This window comes from Caballeronia sp. LZ024, from assembly GCF_031451455.1.
Taxonomy (GTDB): domain Bacteria; phylum Pseudomonadota; class Gammaproteobacteria; order Burkholderiales; family Burkholderiaceae; genus Caballeronia; species Caballeronia telluris.
Genome location: NZ_JARUXL010000013.1, coordinates 1 through 15,742, shown reverse-complemented (window position 1 = coordinate 15,742; position 15,742 = coordinate 1). Strand labels below are relative to the sequence as shown.

Genomic DNA, 15,742 nt, shown 5'->3' with positions numbered 1-15,742 from the left:
AAGCGCCAGCCGGCCGATCGTCGTGCAGCCAAATACTGCCGTCCACTGCACCAGCACGCGCTTCGGGAACCAAGTCAACACTAGCTGCAATTGAGTGCCCGAAGTGTGCAAAGCTTTTGCCCGTCACGGCGACCGAATCTGCTCGATCAACTTATCGTCGTACTTGCAGTAGACGGCCAGCTCACCCGACAGATGACCGCTGAGCGTCGAAAAGCCGCCTATCGAGCGGCAGAATGACGATGACTGGCATCGAGGCGCTTTGGTGCAAGATCGCTTATGCGGGCTTGATGTTCGACGCCTGTTTCCCTTTCGGGCCCATCTTTTCGTCGAAGGTCACCTTCTGCCCTTCCGCGAGCGACTTGAAGCCGTTTGAATGAATCTCTGAAAAGTGTGCGAAGAGATCATCTCCACCAGCGTCCGGCGTAATGAAGCCAAAGCCTTTCGCGTCGTTGAACCACTTGACCGTTCCTGTTGCCATTTGTCGTAAGACCCTAAAAGTGAAAGTGGCGCCGCCCAGCGGGCGCCAGACGCTATTTTGACCAGCCGAAATCGCCGTGGCAATCGGGGGAAGATGGACAACGGCGGATACTTGACATCTGCCACCCACCAGTAGGCTCAGGGAACGAGCCAAGCATCCCTGTTTGGCCGAACTTCGGAAGTCCAACGAATGGCATTCACAATCGACGCCTCAAGCATCGTCTTCAAACAAACTCGCCGTGGCATCAACGCCACCGCGGTTATCCTCACCGACGGCGGCAAGCGCGTCGGCGAGATCCACGATGTAGCCGAGAAAATCGTCGCTGACGTCAAGTTCGTGGAAGCGGACGCGCGGGATGCATTCGCTGCTGAGGCCCGACGCCTTCATCCTGTGGTTCTCGGGCGCGCGGATCACGGTGACGATATTTTCATCTCCGAGTACGCCCGCGTTCTGCTCGCTGACGCCGAAAAATCTTGTTGTCGAAGCTATCCAGCAACTAGGGCATCGTCGCGATGCATCGCGCCGTTCTCCGCGCAGCAGCGTCCTCGTCCTATCATGCTGCCGCTGACAGGCGCATCGGCTGCGCTGTGACACCGAGCGTCAGCACATATGCTAGAAACGTCACTCTCGAAGACATTTACCCGAACCAATGCCCGCGCGGAATCCGACTCAATCACAACGACGCGTTATGGAGATGCTTGACCGAGGGCTTTCCGCCGAACATGTGGCGGCAGAACTGGGAAAAAGCGTTCTAGCGGTAAAACGACAGATCGCGCGCTTGAAACGGCGAGTGCGCGACGGAAAGATCGCGCCGGCGCCCTTGCCTATCGAGCGCGCTGCGAATCAGCCGCTCGTCTACCTCGCAGGTTTCGACGTCTTTCGTCGCAAAGCGAAGGAACATGGCGAGCATCTGAAGCAGCTCTGCCGCGATCGCGGCTTCGTTGGTCTCTATCCCCTCGACGGGCAAGTGCCATCCTCGCTTGGACGGCAAGACGCTGCGCGATGGATATATGCCGCGAACATCGAATTGATCCGGTCGGCCGATATCGTGATGGCGAACCTGGACGACTTTCGTGGTGCAGGCGAACCAGACAGCGGCACCGCGTTCGAAGTCGGCTTCGCTGTCGCGCTCGGCAAGCCGGTGTGGGCGTATCGGTCCACCGAAGCGACGCTCGCTCAGCGCGTTGAGGAAGCAGCGACTGAAAGCGAAGGCGCTTTCTGTGCCGGTGGCTATCTCATTGAGGACTTCGGCCTGAGCGTTAATCTGATGCTGGCTTGCTCTGCACGGATCGTCGTCGGCGGGCCGGCTGCTTGTCTCGATGTCATCAAAAATGGGGTCGACGAGGGCTGCCCCTCTCTTGGGCGCGCGGGGTTGGCGAAGCGTTAGCTTCGCTGTGGGGTTTGGGGTAGGCAAATTTCAGTATATCGATTCTTATGCTTGACGATCTTTGGCTTGCTGCACCCGAGGACGCCTACGCGCAATGGCAACGTGAAGAAGCCACCGGCGCCGACCGCCGCGCGTTCGCAGATCAGTCGATCGTTCAGCACCGCTCGATGTTCTCGCGGTTCAACGACTACCTGATTGCCCACCGTGTGAATGTGGCGAACTACGGAGCGGACCACCTCGACGGCTTCTTCACCAACCTCGCGCAGGACTGCGCGCCGGGCACAACGACGCGCCTGCGCTACCTCAAGCTGATTGACCGGTTCACGCGCCACCTTGTCAACATCGAGTTACGTGCGGACGATCCGGCCGCTCAGATGCTCGTGAACGAGAGCTGGCCAGAGGACGAACCAAGGCCGATCTACCTGTCGTCGGAAGAGGATGCGCGATTACAGGCGGTATGCGTGTCGACGGAAGGCGCGGCGTTCAAGGAACTGCGGAACACTGCGATCGTTGCGCTGTTCCTCGCGTCGGGGGTGACGGCGGCCGAACTTAGGCAACTACGAGTCGACGATCTGGACGTCGACAATGACCGCCCCACCGTCTTTGTCGATAAGCACGGGCCTCGCACCGCGCGCCGCGTGCCGATCGAGGCGTTCGCGATCGACATTCTGTGCGACTACCACCACGCGCGCCGAAGCATCCAATGCACGATGCAATGGCTGTTCGTCACCACCGCTTCGGGAAAGCCAATGCAGCCGGACACCTTGTTGAAATGCGTTCGAGCCGCGATGGGCGGTGCGGGGTTGACCGCGGCCGACGAGAGCCCACGCTTGCTACGGAACACGTTCGGTCGCCGACAGATCATTGCATGTAAAACCAACGGGCAAGTAAGCAACCTCATGGGCTTGTCGAGCCACCGCACCGCTACGCGCCTCCGTCAAACAGTTGATGCTAACGAGATGTCCGACGCACAAGCTTAGTGTCGCGCATGCGGCCGGCATCGGCCCAGACCGTGTCAAAACGCGTAGACACTGGGAATTGCCGAAACCAGCCTCGGCGCCGGGCGCCGCTTGTCGATTGCAGCAAACCGAATGTCAAATCACAGCCGCACTCATCGCGAAGGCTTAACAACCCCTATGGGCTTCACGCCCGCATCGCTTTCATAACCGCTTCGGAACCGAGTAGTTTGATCACCCGCTTTATGTTGTATGCCAGCACGTGCAAGCTCATCTCTGTGCTCACCCGCTCGATGGTTCGTGTCAGGAAATGAGTGGCGCCCATCCATGCCTTGATCGTGCCGAACGGGTGCTCGACAGTCTGTCGCCGGATGCGCATCATCTCGGGCGCATGATCGAGTCGTGCCTGCATCTCATCAAGAACATCTTCGTGCTCCCAGCGCGCTACACGACGTTGAGGGCCTGGCGTGCAGTCCCCTTTTAGCGAACACTGCTGGCAATTCGAACTCCAGTACTTACTGATCTTTAGCCCGCGCTCAACGGTTGAGAATCGCCAGATGAGCGGCTCGCCTGCTGGGCATCGATATTCGTTGGTCTTTGCGTTGTAAATGAAGTCTTCCTTCCCGAAGCGTCCGTGAGCCGTTGCGCTCGATGTCACTGTCTTCGGAACGAACACTTCTATTCCAGCCTTATGACATGCGAGTATCTCCTCGCTCTTATAGTAGCCGCGGTCTGCAACTGCGGTGAGCTTGTCGACGCCTATCTCTGCACGGGCAAGCTTCGCCATGGACGTTAGCTGATCGCGATCAATGCCATCATTAGTGACCACGTGCGCGACGATCAGATGATGCTTCGTGTCAACCGCCGTCTGGACGTTGTAGCCGACGACTCCGGTTCCTCGCGTCTTCATAGAACGGGCATCCGGATCCGTGAGCGATACCTGACCGTCCGGTGCTTCGTTTAACTTGATCTCGATCTCTTTGAGGCTTCGCATCTGTTTCTTCAAGGCTGCAATCTTGTCCTGCAGTCGCTCTGTTCTGGCCTTCGCGATTGCAGGCTCTTGACGATCCGCTGTATCCAACGCCTCGAGATAGCGAGCAATACTTGACTCGATGTCGCGCATGCGTCGTTCGAGTTTAGCGCTCGTGAAGTTGCGGTCGCGGTGGTTCACTGCCTTGAACTTGCTGCCGTCGATCGCAACGAATGCTTCGGCGAAGAGGTCCAGACGCTGGCATAGCATGACGAACTGACGACAGACGCTGCTGATCGCTTTGCCGTTGTCTTTACGGAACCGCGCAATGGTCTTGAAGTCCGGCGCGAGGCGGCCCGTAAGCCACATCAGTTCGACGTTGCGCTGAGCCTCGCGTTCAAGGCGACGGCTGGATTGAATACGGTTCAGGTAACCGTAGATGTATATCTTGAGCATCACCCCCGGATGATACGAAGGCCGACCCGTCAACGCCGGATCAACACCTTCAAACCCCAGCTTATGAAGATCAAGCTCTTCTACAAAAACATCGACTACGCGCACGGGGTTGGTGTCCGTCACGTAGTCGTCAAGTGCTTCTGGGAGGAGAAAGCTTTGTGTACGATTGTCGCCTTGAACGAACCGCTTCATCTCGCTCATCCTTCGCTATCGGATGAGCTATTTTACCGCGCCAAAATGGCGTTTTGACACGGTCTGGGCCATTAGGAGCCATTCACCGGCAGTTGCTGACCGCACTTCCGATGTCTGCTTTGCGTCACTGAACGGCCACTTACCGCAATGTGCGTGTGGTCGCGCTTTGATTTTTACCAGCCTAACACCTGTTTCCTTGCAGGCCGGCCTGAAGTGTCGCGGAGGTCTGCAAGGCGGTGCAGTCGAGGTGCAGCGGCGTCACACGAGATGCGTGTCGACACACGCTGCCGGAGAACATTGTCTCCACGCCCAGGTTCGCGCCGCGATTGATGCTCGACAAGTGAGCGTGGGTGGTGCGGCCTTCATCAAATGTGCGCCTGCCTGTGACCCTCACTCATAGGATCACAAGACGCCTTCTTCCCTCGGTTTCGTTTGCTTAAAGTGACACCACTGCAGCAGCTTTGCTTCTGTCTCGCTGCTGCAAGCACAGTTACTTCGCCACTTTAGTCAACGACAACCTTGGGAAGAAATCATGAAATCGCTCTTCAATGCTGTTGCAGTCGCCGCCGCCCTTGCCATCCCCGCAGCATCGTTCGCTCAGTCGAATGACCAGGTCAGCCGTGCGCAGATTCGCCATGAGCTGGTACAACTCCAGAAGGCTGGATACCGTGCTGGTCAAGGCGATCAGGCGTTCTATCCGGCGCAAATCGAGGCCGCCACTGCACGTGTGGCTGCGGAGGAAAAGTCCGCGAGCGGCTTTGGCGGTGTAAGCAGCGGTTCGTCGGCCAGTGGCGCACCGGCGACCCACGGCGTCCGGTCTCTGTATTCCGGCCGTTGATTCAACGCCGCAAACGATGTCATGACGAAATGAACGGACCTGCTGCGCCCTAACCGATTGCAGAGGCGAAGCACTGAATACATAGCCGTGTCGTCATGACAGCGTTGCCGGCAATTCGCAACTCAGCTATTACGCATTGGAGAACGACATGAAAGTACTGATGGTTTTGACCTCGCACGATCAACTGGGCAACACCGGCCGCAAGACCGGCTTCTGGCTGGAAGAACTCGCGGCGCCTTACTACACGTTCAAGGACGCGGGGATCGCCATGATCGCGCGCAGCCGACTCGATCGCGCCCGTCGCAACGCGCGACCTGGGTCCATTCGGGAGCGAAAAGAACATGGAATATCCGTCACTCTTCACGCCGCTCAGGCTCGGGCGGCACATCTTGCGCAACCGTATCGTGCTGCCGCCGCTGACGCGCCAGAGAGCCGCCCAGCCCGGCGACATACCGACCGCATCGAGCGCGCTCTATTACGGCCAGCGCGCTGGCGCGGGCTTCATGATCAGCGAAGGAACGCAGATCGAACCGCGCGGTCAGGGCTACGCGTGGACGCCCGGCATCTACAGCGACAAACAGGTCGAAGGCTGGGCTTGCGTGACCGACGCGGTGCACGCCGAAGGCGGCGTGATCTTCGCGCAGTTGTGGCATGTGGGCCGCGTCTCGCATACCGCGTTGCAGCCCTACGGCGCAGCGCCGGTTGCGCCTTCGCCGATCGCGGCACAGAAGGTCAAGGCGTTCATCGAGACCGGTCCCGGCAGCGGCACGCTGGTCGAGCCTTCGGTGCCACGCGAGTTGAGCGTCGCCGAGATCGGCGAGTTAGTCGGCCTCTACGCAAAGGCAGCGCAGAACGCGCTGCGTGCGGGCTTCGATGGTGTCGAGATTCACGCGGCCAATGGCTACCTCGTGAATCAGTTCATCTCGGCGCACTCGAACAGGCGTGAGGACGAGTACGGCGGCTCGCTGCACAACCGCTTGCGCTTTCTGCGCGAAATCGTCGGGGCAGTCGCCGCGGTGGTCGGGCCTGAACGGCTGGGCGTGCGCTTCACGCCGTTGTTCACGAGCACCGATCAGGATCGCGTGTACATCGGCCTCGTCGAAGGCGATCCTCATCACACGTATATCGAGGCAACCAAGGTGCTGGAAGCTGCCGGTGCGGCCTATGTGTCAATAGCGGAAGCCGACTGGGATAACGCCCCCGATCTGCCGGCGGCGTTTCGTGAGGAAGTCCGCCGGGTGTTCAGCGGCCGCATCATCTACGCGGGTCGCGACACGGCCGAGCGCGGCGCGCGCCTGATCGAGGCGAACCTTGCGGACCTGATTGCATTCCGCCGCCCGTACATCGCGAACCCGGATCTGCCTGAGCGCATCGAGAACGGCTGGCCGCTCAATGCCGTGAATCCGGCAACGTTGTATGGCGGGGGGGACGAAGGACTCACGGACTATCCGGCCTACGCGGAATCGTTATCCGTTCAGGCAGACGAGGTGATCGCATGAGCAAGGAGTCGAAGCGGGCCATCGCCTGTGCGATCGGGCAGCCCGACGACGTCGGCATCGACGAGATCCTGCTTCGTCCCACGAGCCAGGAGTTCTGAGCGAACGCTGACTCACACTTTCCAGCGACAGGGCCACGCGCAAGACATTGTGCGTGGCCATCACGCAAATGCGGCGCTTCATACGAGAGCGGTTTCGACGCGTTCGTATGAAGCGTCGCTAGTCGCCGTGGTACAACCTGGACATTTTGCCGTGATAGTGTTCGCATTCCCGGTCGAGCCAGGCATGCCCGGGCCGTCTGTTAGCTGATCGTAAGCTGCCTCGCGACGATGCCCGGCACGTCCGCTCGCCTGCCCATTCGCCGTTAACCGAGACACTAGAAACGCGCCAAGTTCGCGTCGCTGCTCGGCAGAGGGTCTTCTGGACATAGCTTTCAAGCCGCCGCGGCCGCCTGCAACCCGCCGAATTCGGCCTGCCCGACGGCCCCCGCCGTACGCCCGGCCTGCGCCGCGAAGAGGTCGCCGTCCTCGCGGGCGTCAGCGTCAGCTGGTACACCTGGCTGGAACAGGGCCGCGACATTCAACCGTCCGCCGATGCGCTGCGCAGAACCTCGCGCGTGCTCAAGCTTGACGCCGTGGAATCGGCACATCTGTTCGCGCTTTCATCGCGCGAGCTTTCGCAGGTAGCAACCGCCAGCGGCGTCACCGAAGGCCTCGAACGACTGGTTCGCTCGATCAACGTTCCGGCCTATGTCCGCAACACGCAGCTCGACATTCTCGCGTGGAACGATGCCATTGCCGACCTGTTCGTCGACTATGGATCGCTGGAGCCGCACGAGCGCAACACGTTGCGCCTGCTGTTTCTTTACAAACCCTATCGCACACTGATTCTCGACTGGGAGCAGATGACACGCGGCATGATCTCCGCGTTCCGCGCCGCGCGCGCGCAGGCGCCGGACAAGGCGCCGTTCGATAGCCTCATCGACGAGCTCACGGAAATGAGCCCCGAGTTCAGCGACTGGTGGCAGGACACCGAGGTCAAAGGTTTCGATGAAGGCGACAAACGGCTTCGTCATCCAGCTGGCGGCCACATCGAATTCACTTACGTTGCGTTGACGCCCACCGGCAGACCGGACCTGTCGCTCGTGACTTACATTCCCCGGCACTCTGCCAGTGAGTCCGACTCATAGGATCACAAGACGCCTTCTTGACCCGCCCCGGTTTGCATAGAGTGGCACCACTGCAGCAACTTTCCCGCTGCTCGTCACTTCACTCAATCGAGGCAAACATGTCGAACCTGAACCTTCCGACCGCCATCGGCGCAACGTCGCGCAATCCCGCTACCGGCGAGTTCATCGCGCACTATCCGTTTCAGACCGCCGACGAAGTCGAGCGCATGCTGGAGGACAACGCCGCGGCCTACCGGCTGTGGCGCGCGACGCCCATGGCTGTGCGCGTGGCAACCTACCGCCGCCTGGCCGCGACGTTGCGCGAGCGCTCGGAAGCGTTGGCCGCGTTGATTACTCAGGAGATGGGCAAGACGCTCGCCGCCTCGCGAGTTGAAATTGCCAAGTGCGCCAGCGCGATAGACTGGATCGCAGAGCATGGTCCCGCTTTCCTCGTGGACGAACCCGCGCCCGTCGAAGGCGACGATCAGGTGCATGTTTCCTATCTGCCGATCGGCTCCATTCTTGCCGTGATGCCGTGGAATTTCCCGCTGTGGCAAGTGATTCGGGCATCGGGTCCGATCATGCTCTCGGGCAACGGCTTCATTCTCAAACATGCAGCCAATGTGATGGGCTCGGCGTACGCGTTGCAAGACGCCTATGAAGCCGCCGGCTTTCCGATCGGGCTGTTCGCCAACCTGAATTCCGATAATGAGACCGTGGCCCATGTGATAGAAGATCCGCGCGTTGCCGCCGTCACGCTGACCGGCAGCATGCGGGCCGGGTCCGCCGTCGCATCCACGGCGGGCCGCGCGTTGAAGAAGACGCTGCTGGAACTCGGCGGCGCCGACGCCTTCATCGTATTGGCCGATGCGAACATCGACCTGGCCGTGAAAGCGGCCATCGAGGCTCGCTTTCAGAACGCCGGCCAGGTTTGTCTCGCGGCGAAGCGGTTCATTGTCGAGCGGCCCGTTGCAGAAGAGTTCACGCGCAAGTTCGTGGCCGCCGCGCGTCAGGTCGTGGCGGGCGATCCGCACGATCCGGCAAGCACCATCGGGCCGATGGCGCGCGCCGACTTGCGCGACGAACTGCACGGCCAGGTGCAACGCACAATCGAAGCAGGCGCGACGCTGCTGCTCGGAGGTAGCAAGGTGGAAGGCGCCGGGAATTACTACGAGCCGACCGTGCTCGCGGATGTCGCCCCCGGCATGGCTGCTTTCGACGAAGAAACCTTTGGCCCGGTCGCCGCGATCACCGTAGCCGACGACGCCGAGCACGCCATTGAACTCGCCAACGCGAGCGACTACGGTCTCGGCGGCAGCCTGTGGACCAGCGACGTCGCCCGTGCGCGGCGAATCGCGCGCCGGCTCGAAACGGGCGGCGTCTTTATTAACGCCTTCTCCGCTTCGAATCCGCGCATTCCGGTGGGCGGGGTCAAGAAGAGCGGATACGGCCGTGAACTGTCGCACTTCGGTCTGCGCGAGTTCACCAACGCACAGGCGGTGTGGGCCAAGAGCGTCGATTGATCCGACGTTCCCCCGTTCGCCCGATCACCTCGCGTATCGTTAAGACATCCAAAAGATTCGCGTTGACTTCTGGAGTCGAAAATGAAAACCATCAACAACATTCGCCGTTTTGTCGCAGCCTTGACCATTGGCGCCAGCGCATTCGCTACGCAGCTCGCCGAAGCCGCACCTGTCAAGAACATCGTCCTAGTTCACGGCTATTTCGCCGACGGCTCGGGCTGGCAAGCCGTGTCAAAAATCCTCACGCGGGACGGCTATAAAGTCTCGGTGGTTCAGGAGCCGGAGACGTCGTTCAAGGAAGACGTCGCCGCGACTACGCGTATCGTCGATGCGCAGAACGGCCCGACAATCCTCGTCGGCCATAGTTATGGCGGAGCGGTGATTACCGAGGCGGGCAACAGTTCGCGCGTGACGGGTCTCGTCTACATCGCCGCGTTCGAACCGCACGTTGGCGAAAACCTCAAGGACCTGACGACGAAAATGCCGGCCGCGACAAAAGCCATCAAGGCAACCAACGATGGCCACCTCTACTTCGACGCAGAGCACTTCAGAGCCGACTTCGCTGCTGATGTACCCGCTGCGGAGGCCGCATTCATGGCGAGTTCGCAGGTCATGCCGGCGCATGAGTCGTTCACCGCGTCAGTGAGCCAGCCGGCCTGGAAAACGAAGCCGAGCTGGGCCGTCGTGGCGACTCAGGACCGAACCGTGAATCCCGATCTCGAACGTTGGATGGCGAGCCGCGCGAAGAGCACAGTCGTGGAGGTTCCGTCGAGCCATGTCGCCTATCTGTCGCATCCGGCAGAAGTCGCCCGGGTGATCGAGCGGGCGGCGACTGCAACGGGCAGCCGCTGAGCGGATCGGGCCGGCTACCGGTGCGTAGGTATGCTGGGTATGCTGGACGAGCCGCGTGCCAGGACGCAGCGGCTGGCCGACGACCGCTTCTCTTCTATCAAGAGACGCCGGCCGTCGGGCGTCGAATGGCAGATAGGAGTCGGGTCCGAACGTTAGAGCCGAAGTCGCCGGAGATGCGTGCGCGTCGCGAGCGATCTTCGGCAACCGGCCAATCGGAGTCATTCGATCCCGCGGCCATTTGGACACTCAGACGTCGGCTGCATCCAGGTAAGCTGCCGTTCCAATTGACAGAGTGATTTCCCGAACTTCGGTCAGGTAGGTTTGGATCAAATCAAGGGTCCTGCAAGGTTGCGGGCGAAAGATCACTTCTGACGCCAAGCATCGCAAACTGTACATGTCCGTCAGTGTCACGGGTTGATATCGTATTAGCGAATGCCATTGCAAACCGCTGGCTAACTTCCTCTGTTGAACGGGCGCACATTTCATGAAACTGCCGATCTATCAGATTGACGCATTTACAGATCAGGTATTTATGGGCAACTACGCTGCCGTAGTGCCCCTCGATCGCTGGTTGCCCGACAGTTTGATGCAGGCAATAGCCGCTGAGAACAATGTGTCCGAGACTGCATTCTTCGTGAAAAATGCCGACGGCGCATTCGACATCCGCTGGTTTTCACCGCTGACTGAGATCGCATTTTGTGGACATGCCACACTGGCAAGTGCATATGCGATCTTTATGCGATGTAAAGATTTGGAAGTGATCGAGTTTGTTGGGAAATCGGTTGGTCGGCTTACCGTTCGCCATAAACATGACGGCTTGATTGAGATGAGCTTCCCGCAGCGCCGACCTGAAAGATTGAACAAAATACCCGGAAACTTGCTACAGGGGCTTTCGATACAGCCTCAAGAAGTGCTGATAAGCCAGCAAGCCTATGTCGCCATTTACGGAACAGAACAAGAGGTGCGATCTGTGGTGCCCGCACTTGATCTGCTGTCGGCACTTGGTCCGCTCGATGTCGTCGTGACAGCACGGGGCGATAATCACGATTTTGTTTCCCGCTACTTTTGGCCGGCGAATGGCGGCGATGAAGACCCAGTGACCGGATCGATTCACGCGGCGCTTGCGCCATTATGGTCCGAGCGTTTGGGCAGATCAGAACTGGTCGCCATGCAGGTGTCACGTCGAAGCGGGTTACTTTACTGTCGTGTACAAGACGACGCGGTGTATATCTCTGGTCGGGCTGTTCAATATCTGGAAGGGACGATTGAAATCCCGGAAGCGTAGAACGTGACCGTTGTCCCTTGGAAGCGGCCGTTGCAGTCAAGGTAGGTCGAAGGGCGGAAGTGGGTCGCTATATATACCTCTTCATAGCGACCCGAAACGGCCGGTCGACCCAGCGCGGCGGCCAAGACGGCTCCCAAACAGACAACAGCCACTCGTCGGTGCGCAATTTTGGGGCCTCAGCCGTTGCAGTCAGTGAACGACGCGGCCGATCCAGCGGTCCTGCTTTGTCTGCGCTTTCTATGCGATTGTCGAGAGTTAATTCCGCTGCTGCGGCACCGATCTTGTTCAAAATGGCAACGGTCGGGGTGAAACGTACGCGGCACCGCAGAAGGTTGACGACAGCCGTTGCATGTCGTTGCGCTTGGGGCCGCGCACCTAAATAGGCGCGAAATCCACACGTCTATTGCCCCCCGCCGATCACGCGACGTCGCTGAGCAAGCTCGCCGCTTCCGTGACTTTTCACCACGCCCGCCCACGTCGATGACCGAAATGCGACGCAGATCTACCGCAGACTTTTCAATCAATAATCAAGAAAGCACCGGATCGCTTCCAAGTCCAGCCTTCTCCCATAACCAGCGACGAAACGTCTTGAGCTGTTCTAGATTTCTCTCGCTCACGCGAAAAGACAGAAGATGTGTTTCCCGGGCCTCGGCGCTAGACGTGAAGTGGATGAACAAATACGCGAAGGGGGCTAACTCTGTCGACAGCGAACCCAAAGTCCAATTGACGGTATTAGTCCCTCCGGACTCTGGAACCCAACGCGACAATTTTGTGCTGAAGACATCGGCGTTCCCGGTTCCCGGTAGGCGGTACGAATCCCTTGCGCTTAGCAGTGGCGGAAAGGCGAACACTTCGACTGGGGTACGGCGTTCTGCTTGAGAACTATTCGGCGTTAGGTGCGCCGGACATTCTCACCTACGACCCAAACAATCCAGTTCCAACCGTAGGCGGTAACTCCGCGGGCCAAGCGCTTGACCAAAGCGAAGTCGAGAAGCGAAATGATGTGCTTGTTTATACGGTAGTCCGCTGTCGGCGTCAAAAGCCGTTATCGGAAAAGTGTCGTTGAGATTCTGGGCGCAGACATCTGCCAGTTTTGATCGAGTTCTGGTTCCAGCACGCTCCGCTTCGGAGATGGTTTTCTGAGAGATTCGCTCTTCAGGTTGAAGTTGCTGGTACGGAGTTCTTTCATGCATCGCAACACCTTATACGAAATGGTGTTGCACTTCAGATTTGAGGCCGCCCAGTCTTTCACAACGATCCATCTGGTGAAATCAAATGGCACTCTGCAATGGAAGCGCTCGCCAACCGGTATGGTTCCGAGTCTACATTCCGTGCCGCGCTCGGCGCACGCTTGGTCCCCAGCTTCTGGTCCGGATCATTTAGTTCATTCGTAGAACCGTACCTTACCGCCCTCGAGCGCTGGTACGCTCACACAATGCCTGAACTCGCAGTATGGGCAAAGGATACACATCGCTATCTGGAAGACCGCAGCAAAGCAGCGCGTCGGATGGAGGATGGCGATGTCTAGTGGTGTCCAGTGTTGCCTCGATGATCGCGCCAGTTCCGTCCGGATGCAGGCAGTGCGTGCGAATTCTGAGTCCTATCGCTTCGGGGGACGCTTCGCCGTCACATCGGCGTATTCAGCGAAGCCGGCCTGCAAGATCCGATACGCTCACTCTAGTTGCTCCTCGTGGCTCTTGGGCGGGACGATGGACGGCCCATACATCATCGCTAGCGCCTTCGCTGTCGCGCCCAACGCTTTGATGGCCGCAAACCGCGAAGCCTCTGGGTGATGCCGCTCGATATGGTCAACCAAAAGGTGTCCTAGCTCCTTGACGAGTCGGGCGTAAGCGTCGCGGTTGTCCATAGCGCTTTTCTGTTTAAGCGCGGAGCAAAATCGTTGTCTTTCGCATCGTCGTGTTTTCCAGTGCGTTCAGCAAAACAGTCGCGGATCGAGCCCAAACGCCTCTTGACGAATGACTTTCAGTTCGCGGTAGTCGCTGTGAAGAGGGTTGAGGATAAGGTTCCAGTCAGCCGGACACACTACAGAAGGGACTTTCATCGCGACCGACGTTCCTTCCATAAGCCAATGGCGGCCGACGTCAACGGTCGACGCAGGTATTGGCAACGTGGCCCAGTCTGCGGGCAGAACTGGTTCATAGCCTTTGTCGACCAGGTGATCGGGGATTTCTAGCTCCACGAGAAAGAGGTTTCCAGCCGGAGGAATGCCCGACGCATGCACACGCACTTCAAGGACCGCCGTTGCCGCATTTAGACTTGTGTACAGGGCGGGCATTCCGGCCGGATTCCAGCGTCCGCCAGCTATTGCAGCGCCATTGCCGCTCAGATCGTCAGCGCGATATTTTCCGGGCTTATTCTTGGCTAAACGGAAGAGCCTCATACACCGACGCCGAACTCAATCCGCTGGAGGATTCTCTGCACTTCATCGTACCCGGCCTGCGTGTCTAGCATCGAGACGGGACTTTCGCCGCCCAATTCCGCGTGGGGAGTCTGCATCCATTTTGCAGCAAGCTCACCGCTTTCAAATACGTCAGCCGCGTGTGCATGGATCAGGATGACTCTCGACACGCGATCAGACTCTCCACTACTCAGGCGGTCGCCAGCGGCAAGTTTCCGCGTCACAGTGCTCGACGGAATACGCAGGCTTGCAAGCAAAGATTGGATGCTGGTGTTCAAGACCTCAGAAGCGACAAGACCGATGATGTTCGGCTCCAGGCCTAGCCGGATCTCGCGGCTTTGCGCTATCGGGTCGAGTTGAATAAACGCGGCCAGTCGCGAATCGCGTGCGCCGCTTGGCGTGGCCTTGTTAGGCGAGGATCGAATCGCGGGCATCACAGTCTCCAAATGGGTATGGCCATATGCCCATTATGGCAATTTGCCCATTCGGTGTCAAGGTGTCTATAAAATGAGCAAAAGTACCCGGCCTGACGGCCCTGGGTTGCGCGCTCTCGCATGCGCGACCAGTGTGCTGCGATCAGACCGCTTGCTAGTCGCGCTCATTGTCGTAATCGCGAGCAAGGCAGTCGCCTCGAAGCCGAAATACAAAGCAGTGCCGCTGCTCACACCCAACGAGAAGGAATTCTTCGGGCGACTCCGTCGCGCGCTGCCCGAGACGTGCATCTTCCCGCAAGTCGCGATGTCCGCGATCATCCAACCGAGCGCTACCGGCAAGCAGAGGATGGTTGATTTGCGCCGCATCTCACAGAAACGCGTGGACTTCGCGGTGTACGACAAGGGCCTAACTCTGCTTGCCATCATTGAGCTCGATGATCGGACCCATGATGCTGCTCGGGACGCAGTACGCGACGCATATTTGACGAGCGCTGGCATCCGGACGATCCGCTTCGAATCTAAAGCAAAGACCGACGAGCAGCGTATCCGTGCAACGCTTTACCCGACCGAAACCGTCGGCAGCTCGACCACAGGCTCATCTCTTTTCGCGGGGGTCTGACGCCGGCGTTAGTTCCTTGACTTCTCGCGGGGCTCGATAGGCTGGTTAATGACGCGAATGAATCCGCGTCGCTATCGTCACCCACGCGAGGTATCACATGGAACCAAAAAGAAAGATCCCGTCGACGCGATCAAGTCGCTCATCGACTTTATTCAAGCTGCATTCACCGCCGCAAGAAAGCGGTCCTCCTGCTCGGCGGCCTTATCCTGGTCGCCTACTGCTACTTCGAAAGGATCGTGCCCGAGGGTCTGCGGCTCGGCGATGCTTTCTTCCTAGCGTCCGCCGCGTTCTCCATCACCTGTATTGCGCTGATTGGCATTGGCTTCGGTGCCTTTTCGGCGGTGTGGGCGCTCAAGCCCCTCGTCGTCGCCAACAACCTTCGCCTCAAGCGGCGCGGAGAGCCACCAGCAGCTTCGCTGCATCGCGCAGTCGATAACGGATCAATGGTGTTCATGTCGTTGCTCGTCGCACTCGCGTTTGCCTCCATGTTGATTTTCCTTAGGGATCAGTCGCCCGACGCGCGCATGCGCGCGACGCTGCTTTTTTTCGCGGCTGCTGGCGCAATCGCTGGGCGGTTTCAAGTGTGAAGCGCAAACCGGGGTTAATGTTTAGAGCTTTGAGGTTGACTTGCTGATGCGAGGGTCGCGGCGAAGACCTCGAATGGCGAAT

Annotated in this window: 15 protein-coding genes and 2 pseudogenes; 12 read left to right on the top strand and 5 right to left on the bottom strand. The window is 59.2% G+C overall.

Annotated features, from left to right (window positions below):
* Nucleotides 1-274: 274 nt before the first annotated feature.
* Entirely contained in the window at nucleotides 275-478 is a 204-nt protein-coding gene (locus QCE48_RS31140) for a cold-shock protein (RefSeq protein ID WP_309788970.1), read from the bottom strand.
* 189 nt (nucleotides 479-667) lie between these two features.
* Between QCE48_RS31140 and QCE48_RS31135 the strand changes: the two genes are divergently transcribed.
* The 3 genes from QCE48_RS31135 to QCE48_RS31125 all read left to right on the top strand — a co-directional run bounded on the left by QCE48_RS31135 (nucleotide 668) and on the right by QCE48_RS31125 (nucleotide 2,845).
* Complete coding sequence (locus QCE48_RS31135; protein WP_309788737.1) at nucleotides 668-1,069, top strand: hypothetical protein; 402 nt, start codon at nucleotides 668-670, stop codon at nucleotides 1,067-1,069.
* 97 nt (nucleotides 1,070-1,166) lie between these two features.
* Nucleotides 1,167-1,865: a nucleoside 2-deoxyribosyltransferase gene (locus tag QCE48_RS31130; protein WP_404983453.1), complete on the top strand. Its 699-nt coding sequence runs from the start codon at nucleotides 1,167-1,169 to the stop codon at nucleotides 1,863-1,865.
* A 47-nt stretch (nucleotides 1,866-1,912) separates the two neighbouring features.
* Nucleotides 1,913-2,845, top strand: a complete 933-nt coding sequence (locus QCE48_RS31125; RefSeq protein WP_309788738.1) for a tyrosine-type recombinase/integrase — start codon at nucleotides 1,913-1,915, stop codon at nucleotides 2,843-2,845.
* Between the two features lie 163 nt (nucleotides 2,846-3,008).
* Here the strand turns inward: QCE48_RS31125 and QCE48_RS31120 are convergent, their stop codons facing one another.
* The gene (locus QCE48_RS31120; RefSeq protein WP_309788739.1) at nucleotides 3,009-4,439 is read right to left on the bottom strand and encodes an IS1182 family transposase; all 1,431 of its coding nucleotides are present in this window, start codon (nucleotides 4,437-4,439) and stop codon (nucleotides 3,009-3,011) included.
* A gap of 280 nt (nucleotides 4,440-4,719) precedes the next feature.
* Nucleotides 4,720-4,811, bottom strand: a pseudogene (locus QCE48_RS32040) (5'/3'-nucleotidase SurE); the annotation flags it as partial.
* Between the two features lie 160 nt (nucleotides 4,812-4,971).
* Between QCE48_RS32040 and QCE48_RS31115 the strand changes: the two are divergent.
* The 7 genes and pseudogenes from QCE48_RS31115 (at nucleotide 4,972) to QCE48_RS31085 (ending at nucleotide 11,601) form a co-directional block, all read left to right on the top strand.
* A complete protein-coding gene (locus QCE48_RS31115; protein ID WP_309788740.1) occupies nucleotides 4,972-5,277 on the top strand; it encodes a DUF4148 domain-containing protein in 306 nt (101 codons plus the stop codon).
* Nucleotides 5,278-5,425: 148 nt separating this feature from the next.
* Nucleotides 5,426-5,560 (top strand): annotated as a pseudogene (locus QCE48_RS31110) (type 1 glutamine amidotransferase domain-containing protein); the annotation flags it as partial.
* Nucleotides 5,561-5,618: 58 nt separating this feature from the next.
* Nucleotides 5,619-6,776 (top strand): alkene reductase, encoded by a 1,158-nt coding sequence (locus QCE48_RS31105; RefSeq protein ID WP_309788741.1) that lies wholly within the window; start codon nucleotides 5,619-5,621, stop codon nucleotides 6,774-6,776.
* A gap of 448 nt (nucleotides 6,777-7,224) precedes the next feature.
* Nucleotides 7,225-7,962, top strand: coding sequence for a helix-turn-helix transcriptional regulator (locus QCE48_RS31100; protein WP_309794438.1), 738 nt, complete (start codon nucleotides 7,225-7,227; stop codon nucleotides 7,960-7,962).
* A gap of 98 nt (nucleotides 7,963-8,060) precedes the next feature.
* The gene (locus QCE48_RS31095; protein WP_309788742.1) at nucleotides 8,061-9,464 is read left to right on the top strand and encodes an NAD-dependent succinate-semialdehyde dehydrogenase; all 1,404 of its coding nucleotides are present in this window, start codon (nucleotides 8,061-8,063) and stop codon (nucleotides 9,462-9,464) included.
* An 81-nt stretch (nucleotides 9,465-9,545) separates the two neighbouring features.
* A complete protein-coding gene (locus tag QCE48_RS31090) occupies nucleotides 9,546-10,316 on the top strand; it encodes an alpha/beta hydrolase (protein WP_309788743.1) in 771 nt (256 codons plus the stop codon).
* 484 nt (nucleotides 10,317-10,800) lie between these two features.
* Entirely contained in the window at nucleotides 10,801-11,601 is an 801-nt protein-coding gene (locus QCE48_RS31085; RefSeq protein ID WP_309788745.1) for a PhzF family phenazine biosynthesis protein, read from the top strand.
* Between the two features lie 1,933 nt (nucleotides 11,602-13,534).
* Here QCE48_RS31085 and QCE48_RS31080 read toward each other — a convergent pair.
* Together QCE48_RS31080 and QCE48_RS31075 are read right to left on the bottom strand one after the other, a co-directional pair.
* On the bottom strand, nucleotides 13,535-14,002 hold the full coding sequence (locus QCE48_RS31080) for an RES family NAD+ phosphorylase (RefSeq protein WP_309788746.1): 468 nt from the start codon (nucleotides 14,000-14,002) through the stop codon (nucleotides 13,535-13,537).
* Complete coding sequence (locus tag QCE48_RS31075; protein ID WP_309788747.1) at nucleotides 13,999-14,454, bottom strand: antitoxin Xre/MbcA/ParS toxin-binding domain-containing protein; 456 nt, start codon at nucleotides 14,452-14,454, stop codon at nucleotides 13,999-14,001. The genes QCE48_RS31080 and QCE48_RS31075 overlap by 4 nt, the downstream gene beginning before the upstream one ends.
* 73 nt (nucleotides 14,455-14,527) lie before the next feature.
* Here QCE48_RS31075 and QCE48_RS31070 point away from each other — a divergent pair, with 73 nt between their 5' ends.
* On the top strand, nucleotides 14,528-15,073 hold the full coding sequence (locus tag QCE48_RS31070) for a DUF2726 domain-containing protein (protein WP_309788749.1): 546 nt from the start codon (nucleotides 14,528-14,530) through the stop codon (nucleotides 15,071-15,073).
* A gap of 236 nt (nucleotides 15,074-15,309) precedes the next feature.
* On the top strand, nucleotides 15,310-15,660 hold the full coding sequence (locus QCE48_RS31065; protein WP_309794435.1) for a hypothetical protein: 351 nt from the start codon (nucleotides 15,310-15,312) through the stop codon (nucleotides 15,658-15,660).
* The last annotated feature ends 82 nt before the right edge of the window (nucleotides 15,661-15,742 follow it).

What these genes read in the sequence shown, in the direction of transcription:
- QCE48_RS31140 (WP_309788970.1), bottom strand. Translation starts at nt 478, where the DNA reads ATGGCAACAGGAACGGTCAAGTGGTTCAACGACGCGAAAGGCTTTGGC.
- QCE48_RS31135 (WP_309788737.1), top strand. Translation starts at nt 668, where the DNA reads ATGGCATTCACAATCGACGCCTCAAGCATCGTCTTCAAACAAACTCGC.
- QCE48_RS31130 (WP_404983453.1), top strand. Translation starts at nt 1,167, where the DNA reads ATGGAGATGCTTGACCGAGGGCTTTCCGCCGAACATGTGGCGGCAGAA.
- QCE48_RS31125 (WP_309788738.1), top strand. Translation starts at nt 1,913, where the DNA reads ATGCTTGACGATCTTTGGCTTGCTGCACCCGAGGACGCCTACGCGCAA.
- QCE48_RS31120 (WP_309788739.1), bottom strand. Translation starts at nt 4,439, where the DNA reads ATGAAGCGGTTCGTTCAAGGCGACAATCGTACACAAAGCTTTCTCCTC.
- QCE48_RS31115 (WP_309788740.1), top strand. Translation starts at nt 4,972, where the DNA reads ATGAAATCGCTCTTCAATGCTGTTGCAGTCGCCGCCGCCCTTGCCATC.
- QCE48_RS31105 (WP_309788741.1), top strand. Translation starts at nt 5,619, where the DNA reads ATGGAATATCCGTCACTCTTCACGCCGCTCAGGCTCGGGCGGCACATC.
- QCE48_RS31095 (WP_309788742.1), top strand. Translation starts at nt 8,061, where the DNA reads ATGTCGAACCTGAACCTTCCGACCGCCATCGGCGCAACGTCGCGCAAT.
- QCE48_RS31090 (WP_309788743.1), top strand. Translation starts at nt 9,546, where the DNA reads ATGAAAACCATCAACAACATTCGCCGTTTTGTCGCAGCCTTGACCATT.
- QCE48_RS31085 (WP_309788745.1), top strand. Translation starts at nt 10,801, where the DNA reads ATGAAACTGCCGATCTATCAGATTGACGCATTTACAGATCAGGTATTT.
- QCE48_RS31080 (WP_309788746.1), bottom strand. Translation starts at nt 14,002, where the DNA reads ATGAGGCTCTTCCGTTTAGCCAAGAATAAGCCCGGAAAATATCGCGCT.
- QCE48_RS31075 (WP_309788747.1), bottom strand. Translation starts at nt 14,454, where the DNA reads ATGCCCGCGATTCGATCCTCGCCTAACAAGGCCACGCCAAGCGGCGCA.
- QCE48_RS31070 (WP_309788749.1), top strand. Translation starts at nt 14,528, where the DNA reads ATGAGCAAAAGTACCCGGCCTGACGGCCCTGGGTTGCGCGCTCTCGCA.